Source organism: Polycladidibacter hongkongensis (assembly GCF_001561995.1).
Lineage (GTDB): Bacteria > Pseudomonadota > Alphaproteobacteria > Rhizobiales > Stappiaceae > Pseudovibrio > Pseudovibrio hongkongensis.
This window is the reverse complement of the sequence record NZ_LLWC01000008.1, coordinates 62,004-84,020: the sequence shown is the minus strand read 5'-3', so window position 1 is coordinate 84,020 and position 22,017 is coordinate 62,004. Positions and strand designations below refer to the sequence as shown.

Annotated in this window: 21 protein-coding genes, 2 tRNA genes and 1 pseudogene; 14 read left to right on the top strand and 10 right to left on the bottom strand. The window is 52.8% G+C overall.

Features of this window, described 5'->3' with window-relative positions:
* Positions 1 to 90: 90 nt before the first annotated feature.
* Positions 91 to 1,167 (bottom strand): ABC transporter substrate-binding protein, encoded by a 1,077-nt coding sequence (locus AYK82_RS01575; RefSeq protein WP_082733673.1) that lies wholly within the window; start codon positions 1,165 to 1,167, stop codon positions 91 to 93.
* A gap of 476 nt (positions 1,168 to 1,643) precedes the next feature.
* Entirely contained in the window at positions 1,644 to 2,936 is a 1,293-nt protein-coding gene (gene ccrA / locus AYK82_RS01570; RefSeq protein WP_068311273.1) for a crotonyl-CoA carboxylase/reductase, read from the bottom strand.
* 222 nt (positions 2,937 to 3,158) lie between these two features.
* Here ccrA and AYK82_RS01565 point away from each other — a divergent pair, with 222 nt between their 5' ends.
* Positions 3,159 to 5,129 (top strand): methylmalonyl-CoA mutase family protein, encoded by a 1,971-nt coding sequence (locus tag AYK82_RS01565; RefSeq protein ID WP_068310626.1) that lies wholly within the window; start codon positions 3,159 to 3,161, stop codon positions 5,127 to 5,129.
* 53 nt (positions 5,130 to 5,182) lie between these two features.
* Positions 5,183 to 5,377 (top strand): hypothetical protein, encoded by a 195-nt coding sequence (locus tag AYK82_RS18255; protein WP_244265697.1) that lies wholly within the window; start codon positions 5,183 to 5,185, stop codon positions 5,375 to 5,377.
* An 82-nt stretch (positions 5,378 to 5,459) separates the two neighbouring features.
* Here AYK82_RS18255 and AYK82_RS18570 read toward each other — a convergent pair.
* Positions 5,460 to 5,594, bottom strand: a pseudogene (locus AYK82_RS18570) (SH3 domain-containing protein); the annotation flags it as partial.
* A 360-nt stretch (positions 5,595 to 5,954) separates the two neighbouring features.
* Here AYK82_RS18570 and xth point away from each other — a divergent pair.
* The 6 genes from xth to AYK82_RS01535 all read left to right on the top strand — a co-directional run bounded on the left by xth (position 5,955) and on the right by AYK82_RS01535 (position 10,998).
* Positions 5,955 to 6,773, top strand: a complete 819-nt coding sequence (gene xth, locus AYK82_RS01560) for an exodeoxyribonuclease III (protein ID WP_082733671.1) — start codon at positions 5,955 to 5,957, stop codon at positions 6,771 to 6,773.
* 95 nt (positions 6,774 to 6,868) lie between these two features.
* Positions 6,869 to 7,438, top strand: a complete 570-nt coding sequence (locus AYK82_RS01555) for an RNA methyltransferase (protein WP_068310624.1) — start codon at positions 6,869 to 6,871, stop codon at positions 7,436 to 7,438.
* A gap of 497 nt (positions 7,439 to 7,935) precedes the next feature.
* Positions 7,936 to 8,442 (top strand): invasion associated locus B family protein, encoded by a 507-nt coding sequence (locus AYK82_RS01550; RefSeq protein WP_068310621.1) that lies wholly within the window; start codon positions 7,936 to 7,938, stop codon positions 8,440 to 8,442.
* 214 nt (positions 8,443 to 8,656) lie between these two features.
* Positions 8,657 to 9,913: a dual-specificity RNA methyltransferase RlmN gene (gene rlmN, locus AYK82_RS01545; protein ID WP_068310619.1), complete on the top strand. Its 1,257-nt coding sequence runs from the start codon at positions 8,657 to 8,659 to the stop codon at positions 9,911 to 9,913.
* 220 nt (positions 9,914 to 10,133) lie between these two features.
* Positions 10,134 to 10,595: a hypothetical protein gene (locus AYK82_RS01540; protein ID WP_068310617.1), complete on the top strand. Its 462-nt coding sequence runs from the start codon at positions 10,134 to 10,136 to the stop codon at positions 10,593 to 10,595.
* A gap of 91 nt (positions 10,596 to 10,686) precedes the next feature.
* Entirely contained in the window at positions 10,687 to 10,998 is a 312-nt protein-coding gene (locus AYK82_RS01535; protein WP_068310615.1) for a TM2 domain-containing protein, read from the top strand.
* A 60-nt stretch (positions 10,999 to 11,058) separates the two neighbouring features.
* On the opposite strand, the gene AYK82_RS01530 is transcribed toward AYK82_RS01535, so the two are convergent.
* From AYK82_RS01530 to AYK82_RS01515, 4 genes are all read right to left on the bottom strand, one after another.
* Positions 11,059 to 13,323, bottom strand: a complete 2,265-nt coding sequence (locus AYK82_RS01530) for a heavy metal translocating P-type ATPase (protein WP_068310613.1) — start codon at positions 13,321 to 13,323, stop codon at positions 11,059 to 11,061.
* Positions 13,324 to 13,397: 74 nt separating this feature from the next.
* Complete coding sequence (locus tag AYK82_RS01525) at positions 13,398 to 13,802, bottom strand: YchJ family protein (RefSeq protein ID WP_082733670.1); 405 nt, start codon at positions 13,800 to 13,802, stop codon at positions 13,398 to 13,400.
* A 181-nt stretch (positions 13,803 to 13,983) separates the two neighbouring features.
* Positions 13,984 to 14,058, bottom strand: a tRNA-Gly gene (locus AYK82_RS01520).
* A 40-nt stretch (positions 14,059 to 14,098) separates the two neighbouring features.
* Positions 14,099 to 14,173, bottom strand: a tRNA-Gly gene (locus AYK82_RS01515).
* A 292-nt stretch (positions 14,174 to 14,465) separates the two neighbouring features.
* Between AYK82_RS01515 and AYK82_RS01510 the strand changes: the two genes are divergently transcribed.
* From AYK82_RS01510 to AYK82_RS01495, 4 genes are all read left to right on the top strand, one after another.
* On the top strand, positions 14,466 to 15,017 hold the full coding sequence (locus AYK82_RS01510; protein WP_068310610.1) for a prolyl-tRNA synthetase associated domain-containing protein: 552 nt from the start codon (positions 14,466 to 14,468) through the stop codon (positions 15,015 to 15,017).
* Between the two features lie 151 nt (positions 15,018 to 15,168).
* Complete coding sequence (trxA, locus tag AYK82_RS01505) at positions 15,169 to 16,149, top strand: thioredoxin (RefSeq protein ID WP_068310608.1); 981 nt, start codon at positions 15,169 to 15,171, stop codon at positions 16,147 to 16,149.
* Positions 16,150 to 16,195: 46 nt separating this feature from the next.
* Positions 16,196 to 16,879, top strand: coding sequence for an LON peptidase substrate-binding domain-containing protein (locus AYK82_RS01500; RefSeq protein ID WP_068310607.1), 684 nt, complete (start codon positions 16,196 to 16,198; stop codon positions 16,877 to 16,879).
* A gap of 26 nt (positions 16,880 to 16,905) precedes the next feature.
* Positions 16,906 to 17,097: a Trm112 family protein gene (locus tag AYK82_RS01495; protein WP_068310605.1), complete on the top strand. Its 192-nt coding sequence runs from the start codon at positions 16,906 to 16,908 to the stop codon at positions 17,095 to 17,097.
* Positions 17,098 to 17,172: 75 nt separating this feature from the next.
* Here AYK82_RS01495 and AYK82_RS01490 read toward each other — a convergent pair whose 3' ends face one another.
* Positions 17,173 to 17,466, bottom strand: coding sequence for a YggT family protein (locus tag AYK82_RS01490; protein WP_068310603.1), 294 nt, complete (start codon positions 17,464 to 17,466; stop codon positions 17,173 to 17,175).
* A 112-nt stretch (positions 17,467 to 17,578) separates the two neighbouring features.
* A complete protein-coding gene (locus AYK82_RS01485; RefSeq protein ID WP_068310601.1) occupies positions 17,579 to 18,709 on the bottom strand; it encodes an NAD(P)/FAD-dependent oxidoreductase in 1,131 nt (376 codons plus the stop codon).
* A gap of 76 nt (positions 18,710 to 18,785) precedes the next feature.
* On the opposite strand from AYK82_RS01485, the gene mnmC2 reads away from it, so the two are divergent.
* Positions 18,786 to 19,490 carry a tRNA (5-methylaminomethyl-2-thiouridine)(34)-methyltransferase MnmC2 gene (mnmC2, locus tag AYK82_RS01480; protein WP_068310598.1) on the top strand — a complete coding sequence of 235 codons (705 nt, stop codon included), beginning with the start codon at positions 18,786 to 18,788 and terminating at the stop codon, positions 19,488 to 19,490.
* 20 nt (positions 19,491 to 19,510) lie between these two features.
* Here mnmC2 and AYK82_RS01475 read toward each other — a convergent pair whose 3' ends face one another.
* Complete coding sequence (locus tag AYK82_RS01475; RefSeq protein ID WP_068310596.1) at positions 19,511 to 20,926, bottom strand: L-serine ammonia-lyase; 1,416 nt, start codon at positions 20,924 to 20,926, stop codon at positions 19,511 to 19,513.
* Between the two features lie 136 nt (positions 20,927 to 21,062).
* Between AYK82_RS01475 and AYK82_RS01470 the strand changes: the two genes are divergently transcribed.
* Positions 21,063 to 21,866 (top strand): MipA/OmpV family protein, encoded by an 804-nt coding sequence (locus AYK82_RS01470; RefSeq protein ID WP_156453231.1) that lies wholly within the window; start codon positions 21,063 to 21,065, stop codon positions 21,864 to 21,866.
* Positions 21,867 to 22,017 lie beyond the last annotated feature (151 nt).

Here is a 22,017-nt window from a genome sequence, read left to right as displayed (position 1 = left end):
CGTCCTCTTGATTATTCCATTTATTGTGGTGCACCCACAAGAATGCACGGGAAGAAGGGCTTCCCGTGCTCTATCGTTTGTTGTGCGAGCTTAGTCTTCGAGTGCGGCTGTTACGCGCTCGGCAACCTCTGCTGGGACCCAAGTGGTCCAGACGTCGCGATTGGTCTTGAGAAACTCAACCGCAGCATCGTCTGTCGTGCCGCCTGTGTCTTGCATGTAGGCGAGTGCCTTAGACACGGTGGCGTTTGATGTCTCGTAGCTTTTAAGGAACTCAACCAGATTAGGTGCTTGTTCTGCAAACTTGCTGTTTGCATAAACGTGCACGCGAGACAGCGGGTAGGCAACTGCCTTTGTGACTTTGGTTGGGTCGTCTTCAGCGGAAAGGGCGTCCCAAGTCGCTTTGTCGTAGGCTGGCTCTTCCAAGATCACGAGATCGTCGATCACTTTACCTAGAACCCAAGTTGGGCCCCAGTAGTAGAAGAGGACGGGTTTCTTCCGCTTGATGTTAGACTCAATGGCTGCAGAAAGAGCAGCACCAGTGCCTGGGCGGAAGTTCACGTAATCCTCTGTCAAGCCATAGGCATGCAGCTTCTTGGTGTTGATTACCTCACAACCCCAGCCAGCGATACAGTTGTAGAAGCGACCTTTTTCTGGCTCTTCAGGGTCGGCGAAGACTTCTTTAAATTTCGGAAGGTCATAAACCGATTTCAGGCCTTTTGCTGGCGCATCATCACCTTCGACAAGGTATTTGGGAACAAACCAAGCCTGAACAGCGTCAGGGAAGTTGATGCCAAGATCAATGAAGTCGCCGTTTGCAGTGCCTTTTGCCAAAGCTTCAGTGACGTTGTCTGGCCAGATTTCCATTGTTACGTCAACATCGCCGCGGGCCATGCCATTGAGCAAGGGAATGGTGGAGCCAGGGATTGAGTCTGTCTCGCAGCCATAGCCTTTTTGCATGATATAGCTGGCGAGAGAGGTATGGAACGCGTTTGAATCCCAGTCTAGGCCAGCAAAAACAACTGGGCGATCTATTTCACAGACTGGCCCCGCAGCTTGAGCAGTTGTTGCCACGAGTGGTAAGGCAAACGCTGCGGTTGCGAGGATTTTTTTGAAGCTAAACAATTGAAGCTCTCCGGTATCTACTTTCACGACGTAAGAGATCTGCATGTAATCATGCAGCTCACTCGGAATAATCGGGCCGGAACCCGGATTTAAGTTCAGTTGTCTCCGTGACTATTTCAGGAATAGCAAAGCAACTGTACGGCTTGAGAATAGAATCCAATTCCAACCTGTCAAGTTTGACTATTGATAGGTGGAATCTATCTGCGGACAAATATTAATGATATTGAGTGAAATATTTATTCTATATTTATATGTGATGCAGCGTTTCTTTAGGAATACAATGATGTTTCGATGTTTTAAGTATATATTTTTTTTTTAAAGTATAAAGATGGAGCTGTAACTGAGAATTATTATGAAGTCGCTGAAAAATATAGGAAAATATAAATATGGAAATGTGTGTATACATAACTTGCTCGCACGGGATTTTTGTAAATTCAGAGATCTTTTTTGACCTCTGAATTTTCTTTATTGCGTTTATTTTGATTAGTTTTTTTGTCTAAAAGACTCTTCTTATGCGATGCTTATAGTGCTGCGTCGATCGTGTCTTCTAGACTTTTTAATCCCGCTTTTGGCGCACTGACGAGAACTGCCATGTTTCCAGGCGCATGTTGGTTTTTGCGCATTTTGATGTGCGCTTGCGGGATCTGCGCCCACGGGAAAACTTCGCTCATGCACGGATCAATCCGGCGCTCGATGACGAACTGATTTGCGGCGCTTGCCTGTTGGAGGTGCGCGAAATGTGAACCTTGAATCCGTTTTTGTCGCATCCAGACATAGCGCGCATCAAAGGTGATATTGAAACCTGTGGTGCCAGCGCAAAAAACCACCATTCCGCCGCGTTTTACCACCAGGGTAGAGACGGGGAAGGTCGCCTCTCCCGGATGCTCGAACACGAGGTCGACGTCGTTGCCCTTACCGGTAAAATTCCAGATGGCTTTGCCAAAACGACGGGCTTCGCGTACCCATTTTTCGTATTCAGGGGAGTTCACCTTAGGGAGCTGACCCCAGCAGTCAAACTCGCGCCGGTTGATTACGCCCGTGGCGCCGAGTGACATAACAAAATCGCGCTTGTCTTCCTCTGATATTACGCCAATTGGATTGGCACCAGCTGCTGCTGCCAGCTGAACGCCGAACACTCCAAGCCCGCCGGAAGCGCCCCAGACAAGAACATTCTGACCCGGCTTTAGATGGTGTGGCTCGTGGCCGAACAGCATACGATAAGCCGTAGCGAGGGTAAGCGTGTAGCAGGCGCTTTCCTCCCAGGAAAGGTGGCGAGGGCGTTGCATGAGTTGCTGTGACTGGGCGCGGGTGAACTGGGCAAATGAGCCATCGGGTGTCTCATAACCCCATATTCTTTGGGAGGTGGAGTACATCGGATCTCCGCCATTGCAATCTTCATCATCGCCATCATCTTGATTGCAATGAACGATCACTTCGTCACCGACCTTCCATCTCGTTACCTTGGAGCCCACGGCCCAGACGATACCCGCGGCGTCTGATCCTGCGATATGGTAAGGCATCTTATGCCCATCCAGTGGTGAGATAGGCTCCCCCAAGCCTGCCCAGATGCCGTTGTAGTTGACGCCAGCTGCCATGACGAGAACCAGTACCTCGTGGCTATCGATCTCCCAAACCGGCAATACCTCTTGCTGCATAGCGACATCCGGTTCGCCGTGGCGCTCTTTTCTGATCGCCCATGCCCACATCTTACTTGGGACATGTCCCAGCGGCGGGATCTCGCCAACAGCATAGAGATCTTTTTTTTCTTGCCGCTTGTTGCCCGAGGCCTGTGCTTGTGTTGCTCCACTTACCATTTTCTCTCCCTCCTGTTTACGGAGTAGATCCTCGATGATTTTATGATGCAGTGCAACATAAAATATTTCGCTGCAGTTTAGTGCAAGAACTAAATCAAACTCTGTATTTTTGCCATTTGGCAACTTATCGGATGGAATAGTCTTTAGTTAAAAATATTGCATTGCAACAAGTCTGACAAACCGTCAAAGTTAAGAGGTCGACAAACCAAGGAGGGGCGAGACATGATGCACGGTAAAAAGGAACGGCCATGGATGTTTCGTACTTATGCGGGGCACTCTTCCGCAGAGCGTAGCAATGAGCTTTATCGGGCCAACCTCGCCAAGGGGCAAAGCGGGCTATCCGTTGCTTTCGATTTGCCGACACAAACCGGCTATGACCCGGACCATGCGTTGGCAAAAGGGGAGGTTGGGCGAGTTGGTGTGCCGCTGTCGCATTTAGGGGATATGCGTGCCTTGTTTGCCGAGTTGCCGCTGGAGCAAATGAACACCTCGATGACAATCAATGCGACCGCTCCTTGGTTGCTTGCACTTTATGTGGCACTTGCGGATGAGAGAGGGGTGGACCGGGCGGAGCTAAAAGGCACCACACAGAACGACCTTATCAAAGAGTACCTGTCGCGCGGGACCTATGCCTATCCGCCAGATGCATCACTTCGGCTTTCTTGCCAATTAGCGACTTGGACACTGTCCAATATGCCGAAATGGAACCCGATGAACGTATGTTCCTATCACCTGCAAGAGGCGGGTGCGGAGCCTGTGCAAGAAGTTGCTTTTGCTATGGCGACTGCGGTGGAGATACTGGACCGCGTGAAGCACAGCGGGGAAGTGAGCCTTGAGGGCTTTCCGGCTTTTGCCGGGCGTTTGTCCTTTTTTGTGAATGCAGGCATGCGCTTTGTGACAGAGATGTGTAAAATGCGCGCCTTTGCCGAGCTTTGGGATGAGGTTTGCCTTCACCGCTATGGTGTGCAAGAGCCGAAAATGCGTCGCTTTCGTTATGGCGTTCAAGTGAACTCGCTGGGGCTGACAGAGCAGCAGCCGGAGAACAATGTGGCGCGGATACTTATTGAAATGCTGGCGGTGACGCTTTCAAAAAAGGCGCGGGCGCGGGCCGTTCAATTGCCAGCGTGGAATGAAGCGCTTGGGTTACCTCGGGCCGTGGATCAGCAGTGGTCGTTGCGTTTGCAGCAGATTCTTGCCTATGAAACTGATCTGCTGGAGTTTGATGACTTGTTTGATGGCAACAAAGAAGTTGATGCGAAGACCGCGGCGATTTTGCGGGCGGCACGCGAGGAAATGGAGCGTATTTTGCACATGGGCGGTGCTGCCGCTGCGGTGGAAAGCGGCTACATGAAATCGCAATTGGTGGAAGCAAACGCGCAGAGACTGGCCTTAATTGAGAGTGGCGAACAGGTCGTTGTCGGTGTAAATCGTTGGGCAGATGGTGATAGTTTGCTTGTGGGAGAGACTGGGGCAGCGGCCACGCAAGGGGTGGATGCCCAAGAGGCAGAAATGGCGGTGCAACGCCTTGTGGCTTGGAAAGATCAGCGCGACGCGGCCGTGGTTGAGGCCTCACTTGAACAATTACGGCAGGTGCTGGCGGAGGGGGCGAATATCATGCCCGCCTCGATAGACTGCGCAAAAGCAGGGGTGACAACAGGCGAGTGGGCCGAGGTCCTGCGCCAACGGTTTGGCGCCTATCGAGCCCCCACAGGGGTAAGCAATGCCGCACGCAATGAGCCATATTACGATGATGGTTTAAGGAGCCGCGTTGAGAAGGCGAGCGAGCAGCTTGGTCGTCCGCCGCGAGTGCTCATTGGCAAGCCGGGGCTGGATGGGCACTCTAATGGAGCCGAACAAATCGCGGTGCGGGCGCGCGACGCTGGAATGCACGTGGTCTTTGATGGAATTCGACTCACTCCGGCGCAAATTGTGGCAGCGGCTGCGCGTGAGGGGGTGGATGTGATTGGTCTCTCGGTGCTATCAGGCGCACATTTGCAGCAAGTTGAAGATGTGCTAGCGCAAATGCAAACACAAGGACTGCAGAAGACACCTTTGGTGCTAGGGGGTATCGTTAGCGAAGAGGATCAAGCGCGACTGCTCGAGCTTGGCGTTTCTGCTGTTTACACGCCCAAGGATTTTCGTCTTGAGGATGTCTTGAGTGGTGTTGTTGAGGTGTTGCTCGCTGCTAAATGACTAGCGCCGCCTGACGTGGCCGCCCGCCGCATGAAACTGAGGATGCCTATGGGGTGGGTGGAAGCCGGGTGGTCGTTGTCCGTGCGGTGGATGGGCATGCGGTGGATGGTGCCAATGCGGTGGTGGGGGTGGAGGCCTGTGATGGTGATGATCGTCATCGTGATCAGGCCGAACCACAACGCCCACGCTTAGGCCCGGACGCAGAACTGGCGGGTAATACGGGTAAATCGGGTAGCCGCTGTAGATAACTGGCAGGCTCACATATGGGGCGTAAGTTGGCACGGACTGCGAGGGGTAGGGGCTGTCACTGCCGAAAATAAGGTATTTGGCCGATACCCAACCGCGTAGATTGCTGTAGGAGACGTCGCACCATGTGTAGCCCGCAGTGCATTGATACAGGATAGCGTTGCCATGTTTTGGAACTTGGCCAATTATTGGATATTTGGTTGAAGGGCCGGTGCGCATGTTCACATTTGCAGTAGCGAAGACGCGGGACGTAGCCGCTGCTGTGCTTGCACTGAAAAGCAATAATCCAAGGGCGAGCAACACCAGCCATAGGTAGGCCCTGCGCATACACGTTTGTTGCTGGGAGATGAAAACCATTCGGTGCCTCCTTCGCTGACTAAAACCCTTCTGCCGTAGTTTGCAAACAGAAGCTGAAGAACGTTTTGCGTCTGGTTCGAGTTTTTTAGTGGAAGTTTAGCTTTTGCCTTGTCGGGGGACGGGCGCACGCTGCATCCAGCATTATTTTTGTTCGGCCTCTGTTCATCTACAGCCTGCCGCAATATGGTGCTTTGCAATTGCTAAGATTGCTGCGGGGATAAAATGAGCGAGCGCCTGAAAATTGTAAGCTGGAATATCAATTCGGTGCGTTTGCGCTTGCCGATTGTCGAGAAGTTGCTGCTGGATTACGCGCCGGATGTGCTGTGTTTGCAGGAAACAAAATGCCCGGATGGCAGTTTTCCCACCGCCGCATTTAACAAGCTTGGATATCGGCATGTGGCGATGCATGGGCAAAAGGGATACCACGGTGTTGCTTTGATTTCTCGGGTGCCGCTGGGCGATGTGGAGTGCAAAGAATTTTGTGAAATGGGCGATACCCGCCATATCGCAGCAACTGTTGAGCTGGGCGAGGTTCCAGTGCGGTTGCACAATTTTTATGTGCCTGCGGGCGGTGATGTTCCGGACCCTGAAGTCAACGACAAGTTTGCCCATAAACTGAAGTTTCTTGATGAAATGGAAGCTTGGTTTGGTGGCTTTAGCGGCGAGAGTATCGTTGTTGGAGACTTGAATATCGCGCCGCATGAAAACGATGTCTGGTCACATAAGCAGCTGCTCCGCGTTGTTAGCCATACGCCACTGGAGTGCGAGCGATTGGCAAGTGTGCAGGCCGCTGGCAAATATGTTGATGTGGTGCGTCAGCAGATCCCTGAAAGCGAGAAACTTTATTCGTGGTGGAGCTACCGCGCCAAGGATTGGAGCAAAGCGGACAAGGGCCGCCGGCTCGACCATATCTGGATGACTGCCGGGACCGCGGCGCAATGCAGGCATGTGGAAGTGTTGCGCGATGCGCGAGGCTGGGAAAAACCATCGGATCACGCTCCAGTGGTTAGTGTTCTAGAGGCAGCCGATTTTTCAGGCTAGCTCTGCATCGCTCTTCGCTTGTTGAGTGCTTGCAATTGCAGCGGAATTGGGAGTAAGAGAGCCGCAAGATGAACGAATAAGCGAGAACAGCAAGCATGCGCGGCTATTTTGCAGTGGGGTCGGAGGGGCTATCCAAGCCTTTTAACGTGGGTAGCCTGATGCGTACGGCCCACGCCTTCGGTGCCAACTTCTTTTTTACAGTGGATCGAGCGCGGCGGCTGAGCGAAGCTCTGAAAGCCGATACATCTAAGAGTGCGGGGCACATTCCCTACTTTGCATGGGATACGCTTGACGATATGCAATTCCCGCAGGGCTGTAAACTTGTGGGTGTCGAGCTGACCGATGACGCGATTGATCTGCCGAGTTTTGGTCATCCTCTGCAAGCTGCCTATATTCTGGGGCCGGAGCGCGGCAGCTTGTCGCCGCAAATGCAAGAGCGCTGCGACTACATCGTGAAGATTCCAACCAAGTTCTGTCTGAATGTTGGTATTGCTGCGGCGCTGGTGCTTTATGACCGGTATCGCGCGTTAGGAAAATACGCAGAACGGCCGATAACCGCGGGTGCCCCAACTGAGGCAATAGCGGAGCACGTGCATGGAAATCCGATTTCGCGGCGTGATGTGCGGCCAACGCTATCAAAAAGGTATACTCAAAATTCAGACTAACGAATCATGCGTGAAATATGCCGCAGTCAATTAAAATGGCAGTGGTATGCCCGCGCGGGTTCGTTAAGGTTTAGAGTGATTATGATCTTTGCATTGGCCGCAAATTGTTTTGTTAACGTTGTGCAGTCGAGCGCGAAGCTTGATCATTATTTAATGTATGCGTAATTGACGTGAGGTGGATCAGGTTGTAGTTTGCTTGTTGCGAAGAAAGCGCTATCCTACTAATAATTATCACTTATTTTTCGGGAATTCGGTTCTTGAAGGGTGAGATGGATGGCTCCCGATAATGCTGGAATTGTCAAGAACTGGGCCTCGTGCCACAGTATTGCCAAGTTTATGGGGCCAGCCTGATGGAAAAGTTGGCTTTAAAAGAAGGGGGTAAGAGATTGGATTATCAACCCTTTCGTAACCATCTTTAAAGTAACCTTAAAAATAAATTAGCAGGATCTCAAAATGAGATCACATCGAACTGGACGCAAGAGAGCGGTTTGGAAAAGATGAAAGCACGTATTCTTACAATTGCTGTTGGGGCCCTGTGCCTTTCCGGTTTTGCTGCCATGGCGCAGACACCAGAGCGACTGGAGCAAAACAAAGACTGGGCGACCTACGCCTTTACCGGTAATGAGGGCAAAACCTGTTACGCCCTCTCTATGCCGCTTGAGTCACTACCGACGGACCGGAATCACGGTGATGTGTTCTTCTTCGTCACCTCTATCCCTGCACAGCAGGTGCGCAATGAGCCAAGCTTTCGCGTAGGTTACAACTTCAAGCCCGGATCTATGGTGGAAGTTGATGTTGACGGGAAGAAGTTCTCGCTGTTCACCAAAGATCAAGGCGCATGGGTAAAGAACCCGGCGGATGAGAAAAGCCTTGTTGCCGCGATGAAAGCTGGCAGCAAAATGACCGTGAATGGGGTGTCTGGCCGCGGTACGCAAACAACCTACAAGTTCTCGCTGAGCGGGATTACAGCGTCGGTTCGCGCTGCTGAAGGTGCTTGTAAATAAGCTCAGGCCAGTGCTTTAGCTCTCATGCGATGTTCTTTTCGCTGACTGCCGTCCCTTTAAATCGAAGGGACGGCATTTTCATTTGCGGGTTTTTCCGTTATAAGCGCCGATAAACGGCGAGCGGTGTGCCGGATTGGCCGCCGCTATAAGACTGGCAGAGCTGCTCTCGTGTGCGCTCTGCGTATCCCCTAGATATCTAATCGGTGAACAGACTATGGCGGTTTCTCTCGATATCGCGCATGCAGCGACGCAAACAAACACTCCGGCAGAGCCCTTGATCGTGCCAGCAAATACCAAGAGTTTGCAAGACGACAAGCCGTCTCTTATCGGTCTTAGCCGCGAAGAACTTGGCAAAGCGATGGAAGCTGTGGGAGTGCCGCCGCGCCAAGTGCGTATGCGTGTTAACCAGCTATGGCATTGGCTTTACGTGCGCGGTATTTCCGACTTCGACAAGATGAGCAACGTCTCCAAAGATCTGCGCGCCAAGCTGAAATTTGCCTTTACCATTGAGCGGCCAGAGATTGTTACCGAGCAGATCTCTGTAGATGGCACACGCAAATGGCTGTTTCGGTATCCCTCGCGCGGGGCTGGCAAGCCTGTGGAGGTGGAGACGGTTTACATCCCAGAGGAAGACCGTGGCACGCTTTGCATTTCCTCGCAGGTGGGCTGCACATTGACTTGCACCTTCTGCCACACTGGCACTCAAAAACTGGTGCGAAATCTGACCTCGGAAGAGATCCTATCGCAGTTGTTGATTGCGAAAGATCGACTTAATGATTTTCCTGACGCGGATGCGCCAGAGGGGGCGCTGGAGAATGCTTCTAACCGGCGCCGGATCACCAATATCGTGATGATGGGCATGGGTGAGCCGCTTTATAATTTTGACGAGGTCAAGAAGGCGCTGCTGATTGCATCTGACGGCGACGGGTTGTCGCTTTCCAAGCGTCGGATTACGCTTTCAACATCAGGCGTGACCCCAATGATTGCACGCACGGGTGATGAGATTGGCTGTATGCTGGCGATTTCGCTGCATGCAGTTGAAGATGAGCTGCGCAACGTGCTGGTGCCGATCAACAAGAAATACAATATAGAGGCGCTGCTTGATGCGTGCCGGAATTATCCTGGCCTATCAAATGCCAAGCGCATTACATTTGAATATGTGATGCTGAAGGGCGTTAATGATAGTCTGGAGGATGCGAAGAAGCTGGTACAGCTGCTGAAGGGCATTCCGGCGAAGATCAACCTGCTGCCGTTTAACCCATGGCCCGGTTCGCCCTATGAGTGTTCTGAATGGGAGCAGATCGAGGCTTTTGCCGATGTGGTCAACCGTGCGGGCTATGCTTCGCCGATCCGCACACCGCGCGGGCGTGATATTTTTGCCGCCTGTGGCCAGCTGAAGTCAGCTTCCGAGCGTATGCGAAAAAGCGAACGCGAGGCGCTGGAAAAGGCTCAGGCTGCGGGAGAAGCGTGAGTTAAGCCTTGCTCTATGACACACTTGGATGCGGCTTGGTGAGCTACATAAAGGCTTCGTGGTGTAGAGATGCAACGCGAAGCCTTTGTTCTTGGCGTTGGGAGTGCACTATTGTTCTGCAGGCCCGCCGTCTTTTGCGCCGACATTTTTTGCTTGATAGTTAGGTTATGACGATTGATCGTGCGCTCACTGCTTTTCGCGGGCAATTGAGGATTGAGTAATGGTTGATGCAGGTAAGCTGTTTCTGCAGTTTTTGCGAATTGTGTTTGGGTTTTGCGCGGCGGTGATTGCTTGCGGAATATTTATTATTTGGGGGCTTTTTAGCGCAGAAGGGGGCTCTGAGGGGCTGGTTTCGTTCTTTGCGATTTATTTTGGGGCGCTGGTTTCCAGCAGCATTATTGGATCGTTGGCGATAATTCCCGCAAGCTTTGCTATTGTCCTTTCTGAAATCTCCGAATGGCGGGGAGTGATTTTCCACGTAAGTGCTGGCGGCGTAATTGCCCTAGTTATTTGGTGGATGGGCGGTGAAATTCCATCTAATGGTGAGCATATGCCTGTGCGGCCAGGGTCGTCTGTGGCGGCAACGGCTGGGTTTATGGCCGGATTTGTTTATTGGGTTATTGCTGGCCGACTGGCGGGCTGTTGGAAACTTTCCGTACAGTCTCGCGAAGAGGGTAAGTAAACACACGCTGCACCTTTAAGTGGCGCGCTTGGGTTCCTATGTAATACTTGTCAGGTCTGGTTACGGCTCCTGCAGGTTACAGGGGAAAACTATGAATAAAGCAGCATATTTTATGCAAATGAAGAGCATTCGAGACAGCGTGCCCGAAGGGCGCCGCGATGCTTTTGACATGCACTTTTTTGATCAAGAGCGCAGTCCGGTTGTGGCGCTGGTGCTTGGGCTGTTGTTTGGGGCTTTTGGGGTCGACAGGTTCTACAATGGGCAAATTCTTGTTGGTCTTTTGAAGCTCATTACAGCCGGTGGCGTTGGTATTTGGATGATTATCGATTGGTTCTTGATTATGGGTGCGGTGCGAGTCCGTAATGTCGAGCGCGCCTATAGCATCGCAGCTTATGTAAGTTAGTTGCTGCGCGTTTTCGCGCAGGGTGTAAAGTAAAAGGGGGCGGCGCGCCCCCTTTTCCGTTTAGTTATCCTGGTTCTGAGGTGAGAGCAGTCGCAATGCGTTTGCCGTGACAAGCAGCGTCGCGCCAACATCGCCAAGAATGGCTGCCCATAGGCTGGAAAAGCCCAGTGCGGTCAGGACAACAAGTGTTGCCTTTACAACAAAGGCAAAGGTGATGTTTTGGCGGATGATGCCCATGGTGCGGCGAGAATGGCGGATGAGCCAAGGCAATTTGTTGAAGTCGTCATTCATGAGCGCGATATCGGCGGTTTCGATAGCTGCGTCAGAGCCAATCGCGCCCATGGCAATGCCAAAATCTGCGCGCGCCATGGCAGGAGCATCGTTGACCCCATCGCCGATCATGGCGGTAACCGCGTGACTTTCAGATAGCTTATCAATGAGGGCCAGTTTGTCCTGAGGCAACAGGTTCGCATGCACAGCGTCAATGCCAACGGATGTTGCGATCTTGTGTGCCGCCGCAGCATTGTCTCCGGTTAGCATTACCAGCTTTTCAAGGCCCAGCTGGTGAAGTTCGCGTATCGTTGCTTCTGCGTTTTCTCTTGGCGTGTCTTGCAGGGCGATAAGGCCGAGTACCTGCTGCTCTTTGCCAATGCAAACGACTGTTGCGCCATCTTCTTCAAGCTTTGTGATTTGCGCGGCTAGGCAGGCTGTTGAGGCACCTCGCTCCAATAGGTAACGGGGGGAGCCAAGCCATGCGTTTTCGCCGCCGATTCTGCCGACTTGGCCGCGGCCAGCGACCAGTTCGATGTTTTCAGCAGGCGTTGCTTCAAGGCCACGCATTTTTGCGGCTGCCAGTATTGGCGCTGCGAGGGGGTGAGCGCTGCGCGCTTCTAATGCGGCGGCATAGGTGAGCAGGTCATCTTCATCTTGTGCGGCAATTGGAATAATGTGAGTGACCCGCGGCTTGCCACTGGTGATGGTGCCGGTTTTATCCAGAGCCATCGCCTTGAGTTTTGCTGGCAGCTCCAGATAGATGCCACCTTTTATGAGGATGCCGTTTCTGGCAGCAGAAGTAAGCCCGGCCACGATGCTAACCGGAGTGGAGATTACCAACGCACACGGACAGGCGATGACCAACAGAACCAGTGCGCGATAGAACCAGTCTTCCCAGTTCATGGCAAAGGCGAGCGGGGGAACTAATGCTACGGCCAGTGCGAGCAGCATCACTGCGGGGGTGTAGATCTTGGCAAACTTCTCCACCCATTGCTCAGCGTTGGCACGGCGCCCCTGAGCTTCGCTGACCATGGCGGTTATGCGTGCCAGAACCGTGTTCTGAACGGTTTTTGTGGCTTTGATAACCAAGTCTGCCTCTCCGTTAATGGTACCTGCGAAAACTTCGCTGCCCTTTTCCTTTAGCGTCGGTGTGCTCTCGCCGGTTATGGGCGCTTGGTCGACACTAGAGATGCCGCTGATCACTTGCCCATCAAGGGCGACGCGCTCTCCAGCAGCGACGACAAACACTGTGCCAAGCTCAGCTTTGTTAACGGGAATAGTGCTTTCGCTGCCATCCGTTTCGCGTTTTCGCAGTGTTGGCGGGCTGAGATCCATGAGTTTTTCAACGGCTTTACGCGCTCTTCCCACACTCCAGCTTTCCAGTATGAGGCTGAGCGAAAAGAGAAAAGCGACGGTTGCGCCTTCAAAAAACTCGCCGATGCCAAGTGCGCCCGCAATGGCGATCGCCATGAGCAGGTTCATGTCTGGCCGCATGGTTTTGGCGGCGTAAAAAGCCTTGGGAGCTACGAAACGAACGCCTGAGGCAATAGCGGCGACGTAAAGCCACTTGGTAAGGGAGGGCGCTACTAACTGGGGCATTGCAGAGCATATTATGGCGAGTACAAGGAATGCTCCGCTGGTCGCGGTCCAGTTTCTTAGTGCTGTGTGTTGGCGCAAGCGCGCGTTGTCGCTTTCTGCTTTTTGGTAGAGCGCCGCTTTCATGCCGGTTTTTCTGATCGCTTTGATGATGCCATCGGCAGGCGCGCTTGGTGCGCTGTCTCTAACGATCATGCGAGTGTTCAGAAGATCAAATGCCAGATGCTGCTCGCCGCCAACAAGTGGGCCAACAACGCGGCGCAGAATGGAAACCTCCTCCGCGCAGCATAGCCCCTCTACACGAAACTGAAGCTTGCCCTGATGCACGTTTTTTTGTGTTGCGGCTGCTTGTGTTTTCGGGGGGGCGTTGCAGCAAGAGGATTTTGTCTTTTGCTCTGACGAAAGCTCAGGGTTTGGTGCCGTGTTGCAGCAGGCGCTGTCGGATTTACAAGCCATTGGTGATCCCTTCTTGTTGGAATCAACCCTACATCCTCTAGTGGCTAGAGCTTCAAGCGGTTAAATGGTGTTTTTTAAAGTGGGAGGGGTTTTACGTAGAACCAGCGTGCCTGTTTTTTACGAAAGAGGCTGAGTTCGTGGTGTACTCCGAGTTTGCCGCTGCTTAGGTATTTGGCTTTAAATTCCACGGTCGCTTTGGTGGCTTCGGGTGGGCAGGGGCTAGCGTCTAACACTTCCAATCCTGTCCAAAGGGTTTCCTCCAGCCATGTCTGCAATTCGGCAAAATTCAACGACTTTTGCTCACGCGGCCAAAGAGTATCGCGCATATAGCCGGCGTTTTTCATAGCTGCTGAGCTGTAGCGAGACCGCATGAGCTGCTCGGCACTGGCGGCGTGTGTAACGCCTTCATGCAATGGCGCACAGCATTTGGCATAGGGAATGGTTGAACCGCAGGGGCATAAAGCGTTTGAGTTGGCCAAGCTAAGAGAGTCCGCGTGATCCGAAAACCTGTGAAGCCTGCCTCAGCGAATCCAAGGCAGTTGCCAGCCATATAGCACAGTGTGGCAGGTCTGTTAGCCACTCTCTCAACATGGCGGTGGGTAAATCCGAAGCCAATTAGCTTAGATCTTATATTTTTGAGCTTTGGAGAATTTAGAATTTTGGAGCGGGCGAGGCGATTCGAACGCCCGACCCTAACCTTGGCAAGGTTATGCTCTACCCCTGAGCTACGCCCGCATATCCAAAATTTTCAACATCTGCCATTCTATGAAAAGAATGGAGCGGGCGAGGCGATTCGAACGCCCGACCCTAACCTTGGCAAGGTTATGCTCTACCCCTGAGCTACGCCCGCTTGATGTTGTCGGCTTGGCTTGTGTGCCCCGCCGGTGAGGTGGGAGCTATATGGCAAAAGCGCGGGGGGATTGCAACAGGCAATTTCGTTTTTTTGCGCAAAGGTTTGTAGACACTGTGGATTTCTTCTCTGATATCCAGAGGGAATTGGCTGGATTCTGCAGAATCTCTTGGCTTTAACTGGCTTGCCTTCTTATTTTGCGGAATTGGTGATAACTCTCTGCCATGAGAAGCCTATCTGCTTCGCCAGATAAGTTTTATTTAATCAAGAGCCTATTGGAGAGTTGTGCAGCGTGGAAAGTGTCACCCGTGAGGAGTTGCTAGCCTTTTTGAATGAGCTAAGTGTGCCGACGACGTGTTATTCTCACGAACCAGTGTTTTCTGTTGGTGAGAGCGAGGCGCTTTATGACCTTATTCCTGGCGGGCATGTCAAAAACCTTTTTGTGAAAGACAAAAAGGGAAACAAGTTTTTGATTGTTGCGCTGCACGAAGCGGACATTGATCTGAAGTCAGCCTCAAAAGCGATTGGCGCGCAAGGGCGGGTTTCTTTTTGCCGTGCCGAGCAGTTGGAGGATGCGTTGGGTGTTACGCCTGGATCGGTCACGCCACTGGCGCTGATTAACGACCGCGAGGCGCAGCACGTACAGCCGATCTTTGACTGGTCGATGATGCAGCATGAAACGCTCAACTGTCACCCGCTTTTGAACAACGAGACAGTGTCGATACCTCGTGAGGGGTTACTCAGATTTGTTGAGGCTTGCGGCCATAACCTCAAGGTGTTGCCATTGTCGCGCCAAGCACAAGAAGCGCAGGCGGACGAGCCAAGTACAGCGCAAGATGCATAAACCTCTGTAGAAGAGCGTTTTTGCCGACAAATTATCGGGGCGCTGCATTGTTTTTTGCAAAGCGGGCCGCCATGTTAGCTTCTAATTATCAAAGGTTTTGCCGGGCATCTTATTGCCACCGGCCACAAGAGATGAACTGAAAGGTTGTCAGATGAGCGGATCAGGGTACTCAGTCGGGGGTAGTTTTGGCGGTTCTTTTGGGGGCGGCATGGGTGAAGCCTATGGCCAGCAGGGCAGCGCCGCACCAACAGCAGGGGTGGCGGATGACCTGATCAAGGACACGACCACGCAAACGTTTATGCAAGATGTGATCGAGGCGTCGCGCAATCAGCCGGTTCTCGTTGATTTTTGGGCGCCTTGGTGCCAGCCGTGTAAGCAGATTACCCCGGTGCTGGAAGGCGCGGTTAAGGCTGCTAAAGGCGCTGTGAAACTGGTTAAGATGAACATTGAAGACTATCCGGAAATCGCCGGGCAGATGGGTGTTCAATCGATCCCGGCAGTGGTTGCATTTAAGAACGGGCAGCCGGTAGACGGCTTTATGGGCGCGCAGCCTGAGAGCCAGATCAAAGCCTTTATCGAGCGCTTGGGCGTGAAAGTGGGCCCAAGCGATACCGAGCAGCTGCTTTCCGCCGCGCTTGAGCAGCGAGAGGCGGGCAACTACGCCGAGGCCGTGCAGATTTATGCAAGTTTGCTGGGTATTGAGCCAGATAATGATCAGGCGATTTGTGGTCTGGTGATGTGCTACGTCGCAGCAGGTGAGATTGAGGCGGCTAAGCAAACGCTTGATGCTGTGCCTGCTGATAAACAAAACACCGAGCATTATGCTGCGGCCAAAGCTGCGATTGATCTTGCCGGACAGGCGGAAGAGCTTGACGATTTGGCGGAGTTGCGAGCCAAAGTTGCGGCAGACCCGGGCGATCATCAAGCCCAGCTTGATCTTGCTGTGGGGCTCAATGCTCGCGGAGATAAGCAAGAGGCGGTGGATGTATTGGTTGCAAGCATCCGCGCAGATCGGGCTTGGAATGATGAAGCCTGCAAGAAGCAGTTGCTGCAGTTCTTTGAAGCATGGGGCTTTAAAGACGCTGCGTCTGTCTATGGCCGACGAAAACTCTCTGCCCTACTTTTTGCCTAGGGTGCAGCATGGAATGGCCGGATGACCGGCACTGGAGCAAAAGCTTATGAACAAAGTAGGTAACGCGACCTATAACAACATTGAGGACGTGCCCGGTGTTGTACCGGTTTTTCCCTTGCCTCGGGCGCTGTTGTTGCCTCGGGCGCATATGCCACTGAACATTTTTGAGCCGCGTTATATCGCCATGATAGATGCAGCGCTGCGCACGGATCGCGTGATTGGGCTGGTGCAGCCGGATTTCACTATTCCTGATCTGGATTTGGCGGGACGTCCGCCGCTGTGCAAAGTCGGATGTCTTGGAAGAATTACAGCGTTTCAGGAAAGCGGCGATGGTCGGTATTTGCTTACGCTGAGTGGTGTTTGCCGTTTTGATGTCAAGGGTGAGCTGGAGGAGCGAGCGCCGTTTCGCCGGGCTGCTGTTGATGTGTCGCGATTTGCCAGTGATCTGGTGCCCGGAGTTGGGGAAGATGCCGTTGATCGCGAGCACTTGCTAAAGACATTGCGGACATATCTTAGTGCGAATGATCTGGAAGTTGATTGGGAAGGTGTTAACGACGCCACTACTGAAACGCTGGTGAATGCACTTTCTTTAATGAGCCCTTATGATGCCATGGAAAAGCAGGCATTGTTGGAAGCTGAAGATTTGAAAACCCGTGCTGATACGCTGATTGCTCTGGCTGAGGTGGAGTTGGCGCGTGACGCTGCAGGGCCTTCAGCGACTTTGCAGTAAGGCTGGGTCTGAAAGGATTTGTAGCGATGAAAACCGAGCAAACACACGAGTTGGACCGGAAGCTGCTAGAGCTGTTGGTCTGCCCGCTTACAAAAACCACGCTGGAATACGATGCGGCGGCACAAGAGCTGGTATCTCGCGCCGCAAAGCTTGCTTATCCGGTGCGTGGCGGGATCCCGGTGATGTTGGTGGAAGAAGCTCGGCAACTGGCTGAGTGAGTCTTGCGCGGCTCTTAAAAAGCAAAAGGCAGCTTCATGGCTGCCTTTCTCCGTTTAGCTAGCTGAGTATGTGCCTTAGAAGGGCATAAGCGGGTAAGCGTAGCGCGAAATTACGATTTGCACAAAAATGACACCAAGCAGCAGCACGATTGGCGACAGATCAAGCCCGCCAATGTTCGGCATGTAACGCCGGATAGGGCGCAGAAGCGGCTCGGTAAGGCTGTAAAGCGCGCGGCCAATGGTAGCCACCACCTGATTGCCCGGATTGACTACGTTGAAAGCGTAGAGCCAAGAGAAAATCGCGCTGGCAATGATGACCCAGTAATATAGGTTCAGCGCAATCATGATGATGTCCAAAACAGCGCGCATGGGCGGGTTTTCTCCAATTTTGAGCGGTTGACTATGCTGCGGCGGTGTTGCCTCTTCCCCTCATGTAGCTGTCACGGGGTAGCTTCGCAAGGGCAGGGCAGGCAAAACTCGCTTAGTCTGCTGATTTAAAGTGGTGCGCGCAGGTAAAGCTTGCCGGTAAATCAATGATTTTTGGCAATGAGGGGTCTATCTCTTGTAGTAGTGCAGCTGCAATGCGGTGGGCGATGCCGTAGGAGATTTTGAAACCACCGGTGGCGACAAAGGTGTTTTCTTTATGGGGCAGGCGCCCCACGACAGGATCACGTTTTAAGCATTTGGGGCGAATGCCGGCCCATCTATCGATGATTTCTGCCTCTTTCAATTCCGGGCAGAAGGCGATGGCGCGGGAGAGGATTTTTGCCAGCGCCTCTTCTTCGGGCAGAGTATGCGTCCACTCGTTTTCGGAGGTGGAGCCGAGGGCGACAGTGCCGTTTTCATGGGCTATGACATAAATTCCGTCGTCATAGATAACTGGTAGAGGCTTGTCTGTGCTGTAGGCAAGCGAGAGGGACTGTCCCTTAACCCCTTTTCCGATTTTTTCTCCGGTTGCGCGCTCTATCAGATCAAAGCCTTGATAACCTGCGCTATAGACAAGCTTTTCGGCGCAGATGATGTCTCCACTGGTTGTTTTTATCTGGCTTGTCGCTTCGTCAAAGCTTGCAAAGCCGGTGTTTTCCAAAATGGTGACGCGACTTTTAAGGTATGTGTGAAGGGCGGCACAATAGGCCCGCGGGTTGGCGCGGGCGGCGAAGTTATCGAAGATAAAGCCAAGCGGAGCAGCGGCGGGCGTGAGCCAGTTGCCATTGGGGCTTGCGTCTAGAACTCTGAAGGAGAAGCCGGTTTGCTCGGTGCGCCAGCGTAGGGCGCTTTCCTCTTCGCGCATGCGGGCATAGGAGAGTTTATCTTCGCTGTAGATCGGCATGAGCCGCCCTGTACGTGCATAGCCTAGGCTTTGGCCTGTGGCCTCCTGCAGCTCTTCTGCAAGTCGGGAAAGCTCAAGGAGTGCTTCAAACTGGAACTGTTTTTTTTCATTCCACTGGCTGGGTACGTGGGGCATAAGGGCGCCAACAAGGCCGTTGCTTGCACCGGAGGCGATTGTGTTTTGCTCTAGCAGGACTGTTTTCATGCCATGTTCGGCGCAAACGCGCGCAACTTGCAAACCGAAAACTCCGCCGCCAATAACGGCAATATCATAGGCAGTCATTTGATCCTCGATAGGTTTTGGCTATAAGCCAGCAGGTGCAGTTGCCCATGTTGGGGCGTAAGGTACGGGCATAGATATGACAGAGCAGCCAAAATTGGAATGGATAGACGCGGATGTACCGTTTTCGTCGCACTTTGGGGATACGTACTATTCCAAGGCCGGGGGATTAGACGAGACCAGCTATGTCTTTCTGGATGGAAACAACTTGCCTGCGCGCTTTGCGCTTGGTGGGGAACTGACCATTGCCGAGCTAGGTTTCGGTACAGGGCTGAATTTTCTGCGTACAGTGCAAATGCTGCATGAGGTTCCTGAGGAAAAGCGGGCAAGGCTGCGCTTTGTCTCTTTTGAGCTTTATCCAATGAGCGCAGAGCAGATCCGCAAGGCGCTGGCACCATGGCCGCAGCTTGCGTCTCTTATGGAGGAGATGCTGCACACGTGGAACCCGCAAGCAGGTTGGAATACTCTGAATGTTGGCGGTGCCGAGCTGGTGTTGGGTGTCGGTGATGCAAACGAACTCATGCAAGTAGGGGAGAGCAACCCGCTGGAAGATTGCAGTGTGGATGCTTGGTATCTGGATGGGTTTAATCCCGCGAACAACCCCGAATTATGGGGAGAGAGCTTGCTGGGCAGAGTGTTCGCGCTCACGGGGCATGGCGGCAGCTTTGCCACCTATACAGCTGCCGGGTGGGTGCGACGGAATTTGCAAGGGGTGGGCTTTGTTGTTGAGCGGCGCAAAGGCTATGGGACCAAGAGGGAAATGCTTAGTGGTACCAAACCTTAGCGCCGCTTGTTTTGGAATAATCAACACTCCGGCAAGTTAACAGCGAGGCCGCCGAGGCTGGTTTCCTTGTATTTCTCGTTCATTTCTTCGCCGGTCTGACGCATTGCCTCGATGCAGTTGTCCAGCGGCATGAAGTGGGAACCATCGCCGCGCAGCGCAAGCGAAGCAGCGGAAACCGCTTTGATCGCTCCAAGGCCATTGCGCTCGATACAAGGGACTTGTACCAAGCCTTTCGCTGGATCACAGGTCATTCCAAGGTGGTGCTCGAGCGCAATTTCGGCGGCGTTCTCGATTTGCTCATTGCTGCCACCGAGCGCGGCGCATAGGCCCGCGGCTGCCATGGATGCGGCGGAGCCAACCTCGCCTTGGCAGCCCACTTCAGCGCCGGAGATTGAGGCGTTGGTTTTAATAAGCCCACCTATGGCCGCAGCGGTGAGCAAGAAGGTGCGTACGCCTTCATCATTGCTGCCGGGACACTGATCTTTGTAGTAGCGAATGGTTGCCGGGATAACGCCAGCCGCGCCGTTGGTGGGCGCGGTTACCACTTGACCGCCAGCAGCGTTTTCCTCATTGACGGCCATTGCGTATACAGAGAGCCAGTCGTTGCCCACATGCGGCATGGACATATTGTTGCCACGCTCCTCGTCAAGCTGTCTTTTTATGTCTGCTGCCCGTCGCTGCACATTTAGGCCACCAGGCAGTGTACCGGTGCGCTCTAGACCGCGATTGATGCAAGCGTTCATGACTTCCCAAACGCGCCAGAGCTTTTCGTCGAATTCATTGGCCGCCATCAAAACAAGCTCATTTTCACGCTTCATTTGCGCGATAGACTTGCCTGAGATCGCGCCCATTTCCAGCATCTGAGCGGCAGAAGCGAATGGATAAGGCTTGTTCGGCGTTTTGACAGATGTGACTTGCACCGGAAGCTTGCCGTTTTTGCGCGCCTCCAGCTCTTCGGCGGTGAGCACAAAACCGCCGCCAACCGAGTAGTAGGTTTGCTGTAGATGCAGTTGGCCTGTGTCGTCGAAGGCTTCTAGAATCATGCCATTGGCGTGAAGAGGCAGCGGTGCGCCGAAATCAAATACGACATCGTGTTCCGGATCGAAGGCGAGGGGCGGGAGGCCTTGCGCGGTAATTTGCTTGTCTTTTTCGACCTTTGCTTCAATGGCTTCAACTTCATTGGGATCCAACGTTTGCGGAAGGCAGCCTGCAAGGCCAAGGATAGCAGCGCGATCCGTAGCATGGCCCTTACCTGTCCATGCCAATGAACCGTAAAAGGTGCATTTTAGATGGGCAGGTGCGCCGGAACCGGGCCATTTGCGCGCGCCGCTGCGCAGTTCGTTTAAAAACTCGGCGGCAGCGCACATGGGGCCAACTGTGTGGGAGGATGAAGGGCCTATGCCGATCTTAAAGATATCAAAGATACTGAGGAACATGGGGTAGTTTCTTTTGGTTTGGCGAGTATGTGTATCAGGATATGCCGGTAGGGAAAGTTTGAGTTGTTTTTTGAGGCAAGTTGCAGCTATCCTGTTAGTACGTCTCGTTTGCTTCGTGTACTGATTGGGTCCGGTTTTGCCGCTAAAATTGCGCTTCTCGTTTACTATGGGGCTACTGTTCGCCTCTGTTATTTGTGCGTATGCAGATGACTTCTCTATCGGTCAACCCCTAAAGGGTGATGACTATAATAAGCAGTTTGTCGTGGATTTGGGCCTTGGTCTTTCGGTTAAGCCTGCTTACCCGGGGGCAAACCGCTACAGCGTTACCCCCTATTTAATTGCGCCTGTGGGCCGATACTATGTTCCGGGCTTTGGCCAATTGCGCGAAGATCGTAGTGAGGGGCTTTATATCTTTCCTAGTGTTAGCGCAGTTAGTGCACGAAAGCCGACAGATATCCCACGCTTGCAAGGAACAAAAACTGTCGACTGGGCGGCAGAGTTGGGACTTGGTGTTGGTTATTCGCTTGATGAGGTCAATGCATTTGTGCAGGCAAGGCGAGGGTTCTTTGGCCACACTGGCTGGGTTGGCCGACTTGGCGTTGATTATACGTACTGGTTTAATGAGGGGCTTGCGCTTCGATTTGGGCCACGGCTGAACCTCGCTGATAACAGCTATATGGATACCTACTTCTCCGTGGGTGAACAGGAGGCGGCATCAGGCCCTTTGCCTGAATTTGATGCAGGAGCCGGTGTTGTGAGCGCGGGCCTGTTCACAACGGTGAGCTATGGTTTGACCAAGAAAACACGGCTCCATGTTCAGGCAGGGTGGGATAGGTATGTTGGTGATGCAGCCAGATCGCCGATCACTAAAGGGAATGATGTATTTTCAATATCTACTGGCCTGAGCTATCATTTTTCTTTCGATTTTTTTGAAAATTAAATATTCGTTGGGAAGTTAATTTGTTTTAACTAGTTTTGTGGGCTTAAATGACTGTGGATACTGTTGATATTGATGGTTTAAAAAAACGGCGTGGTCGCGTTAAAAAGAGGCCCTAGGTAGATTTGGGCACGTGAATTCGATTCCATTTCCG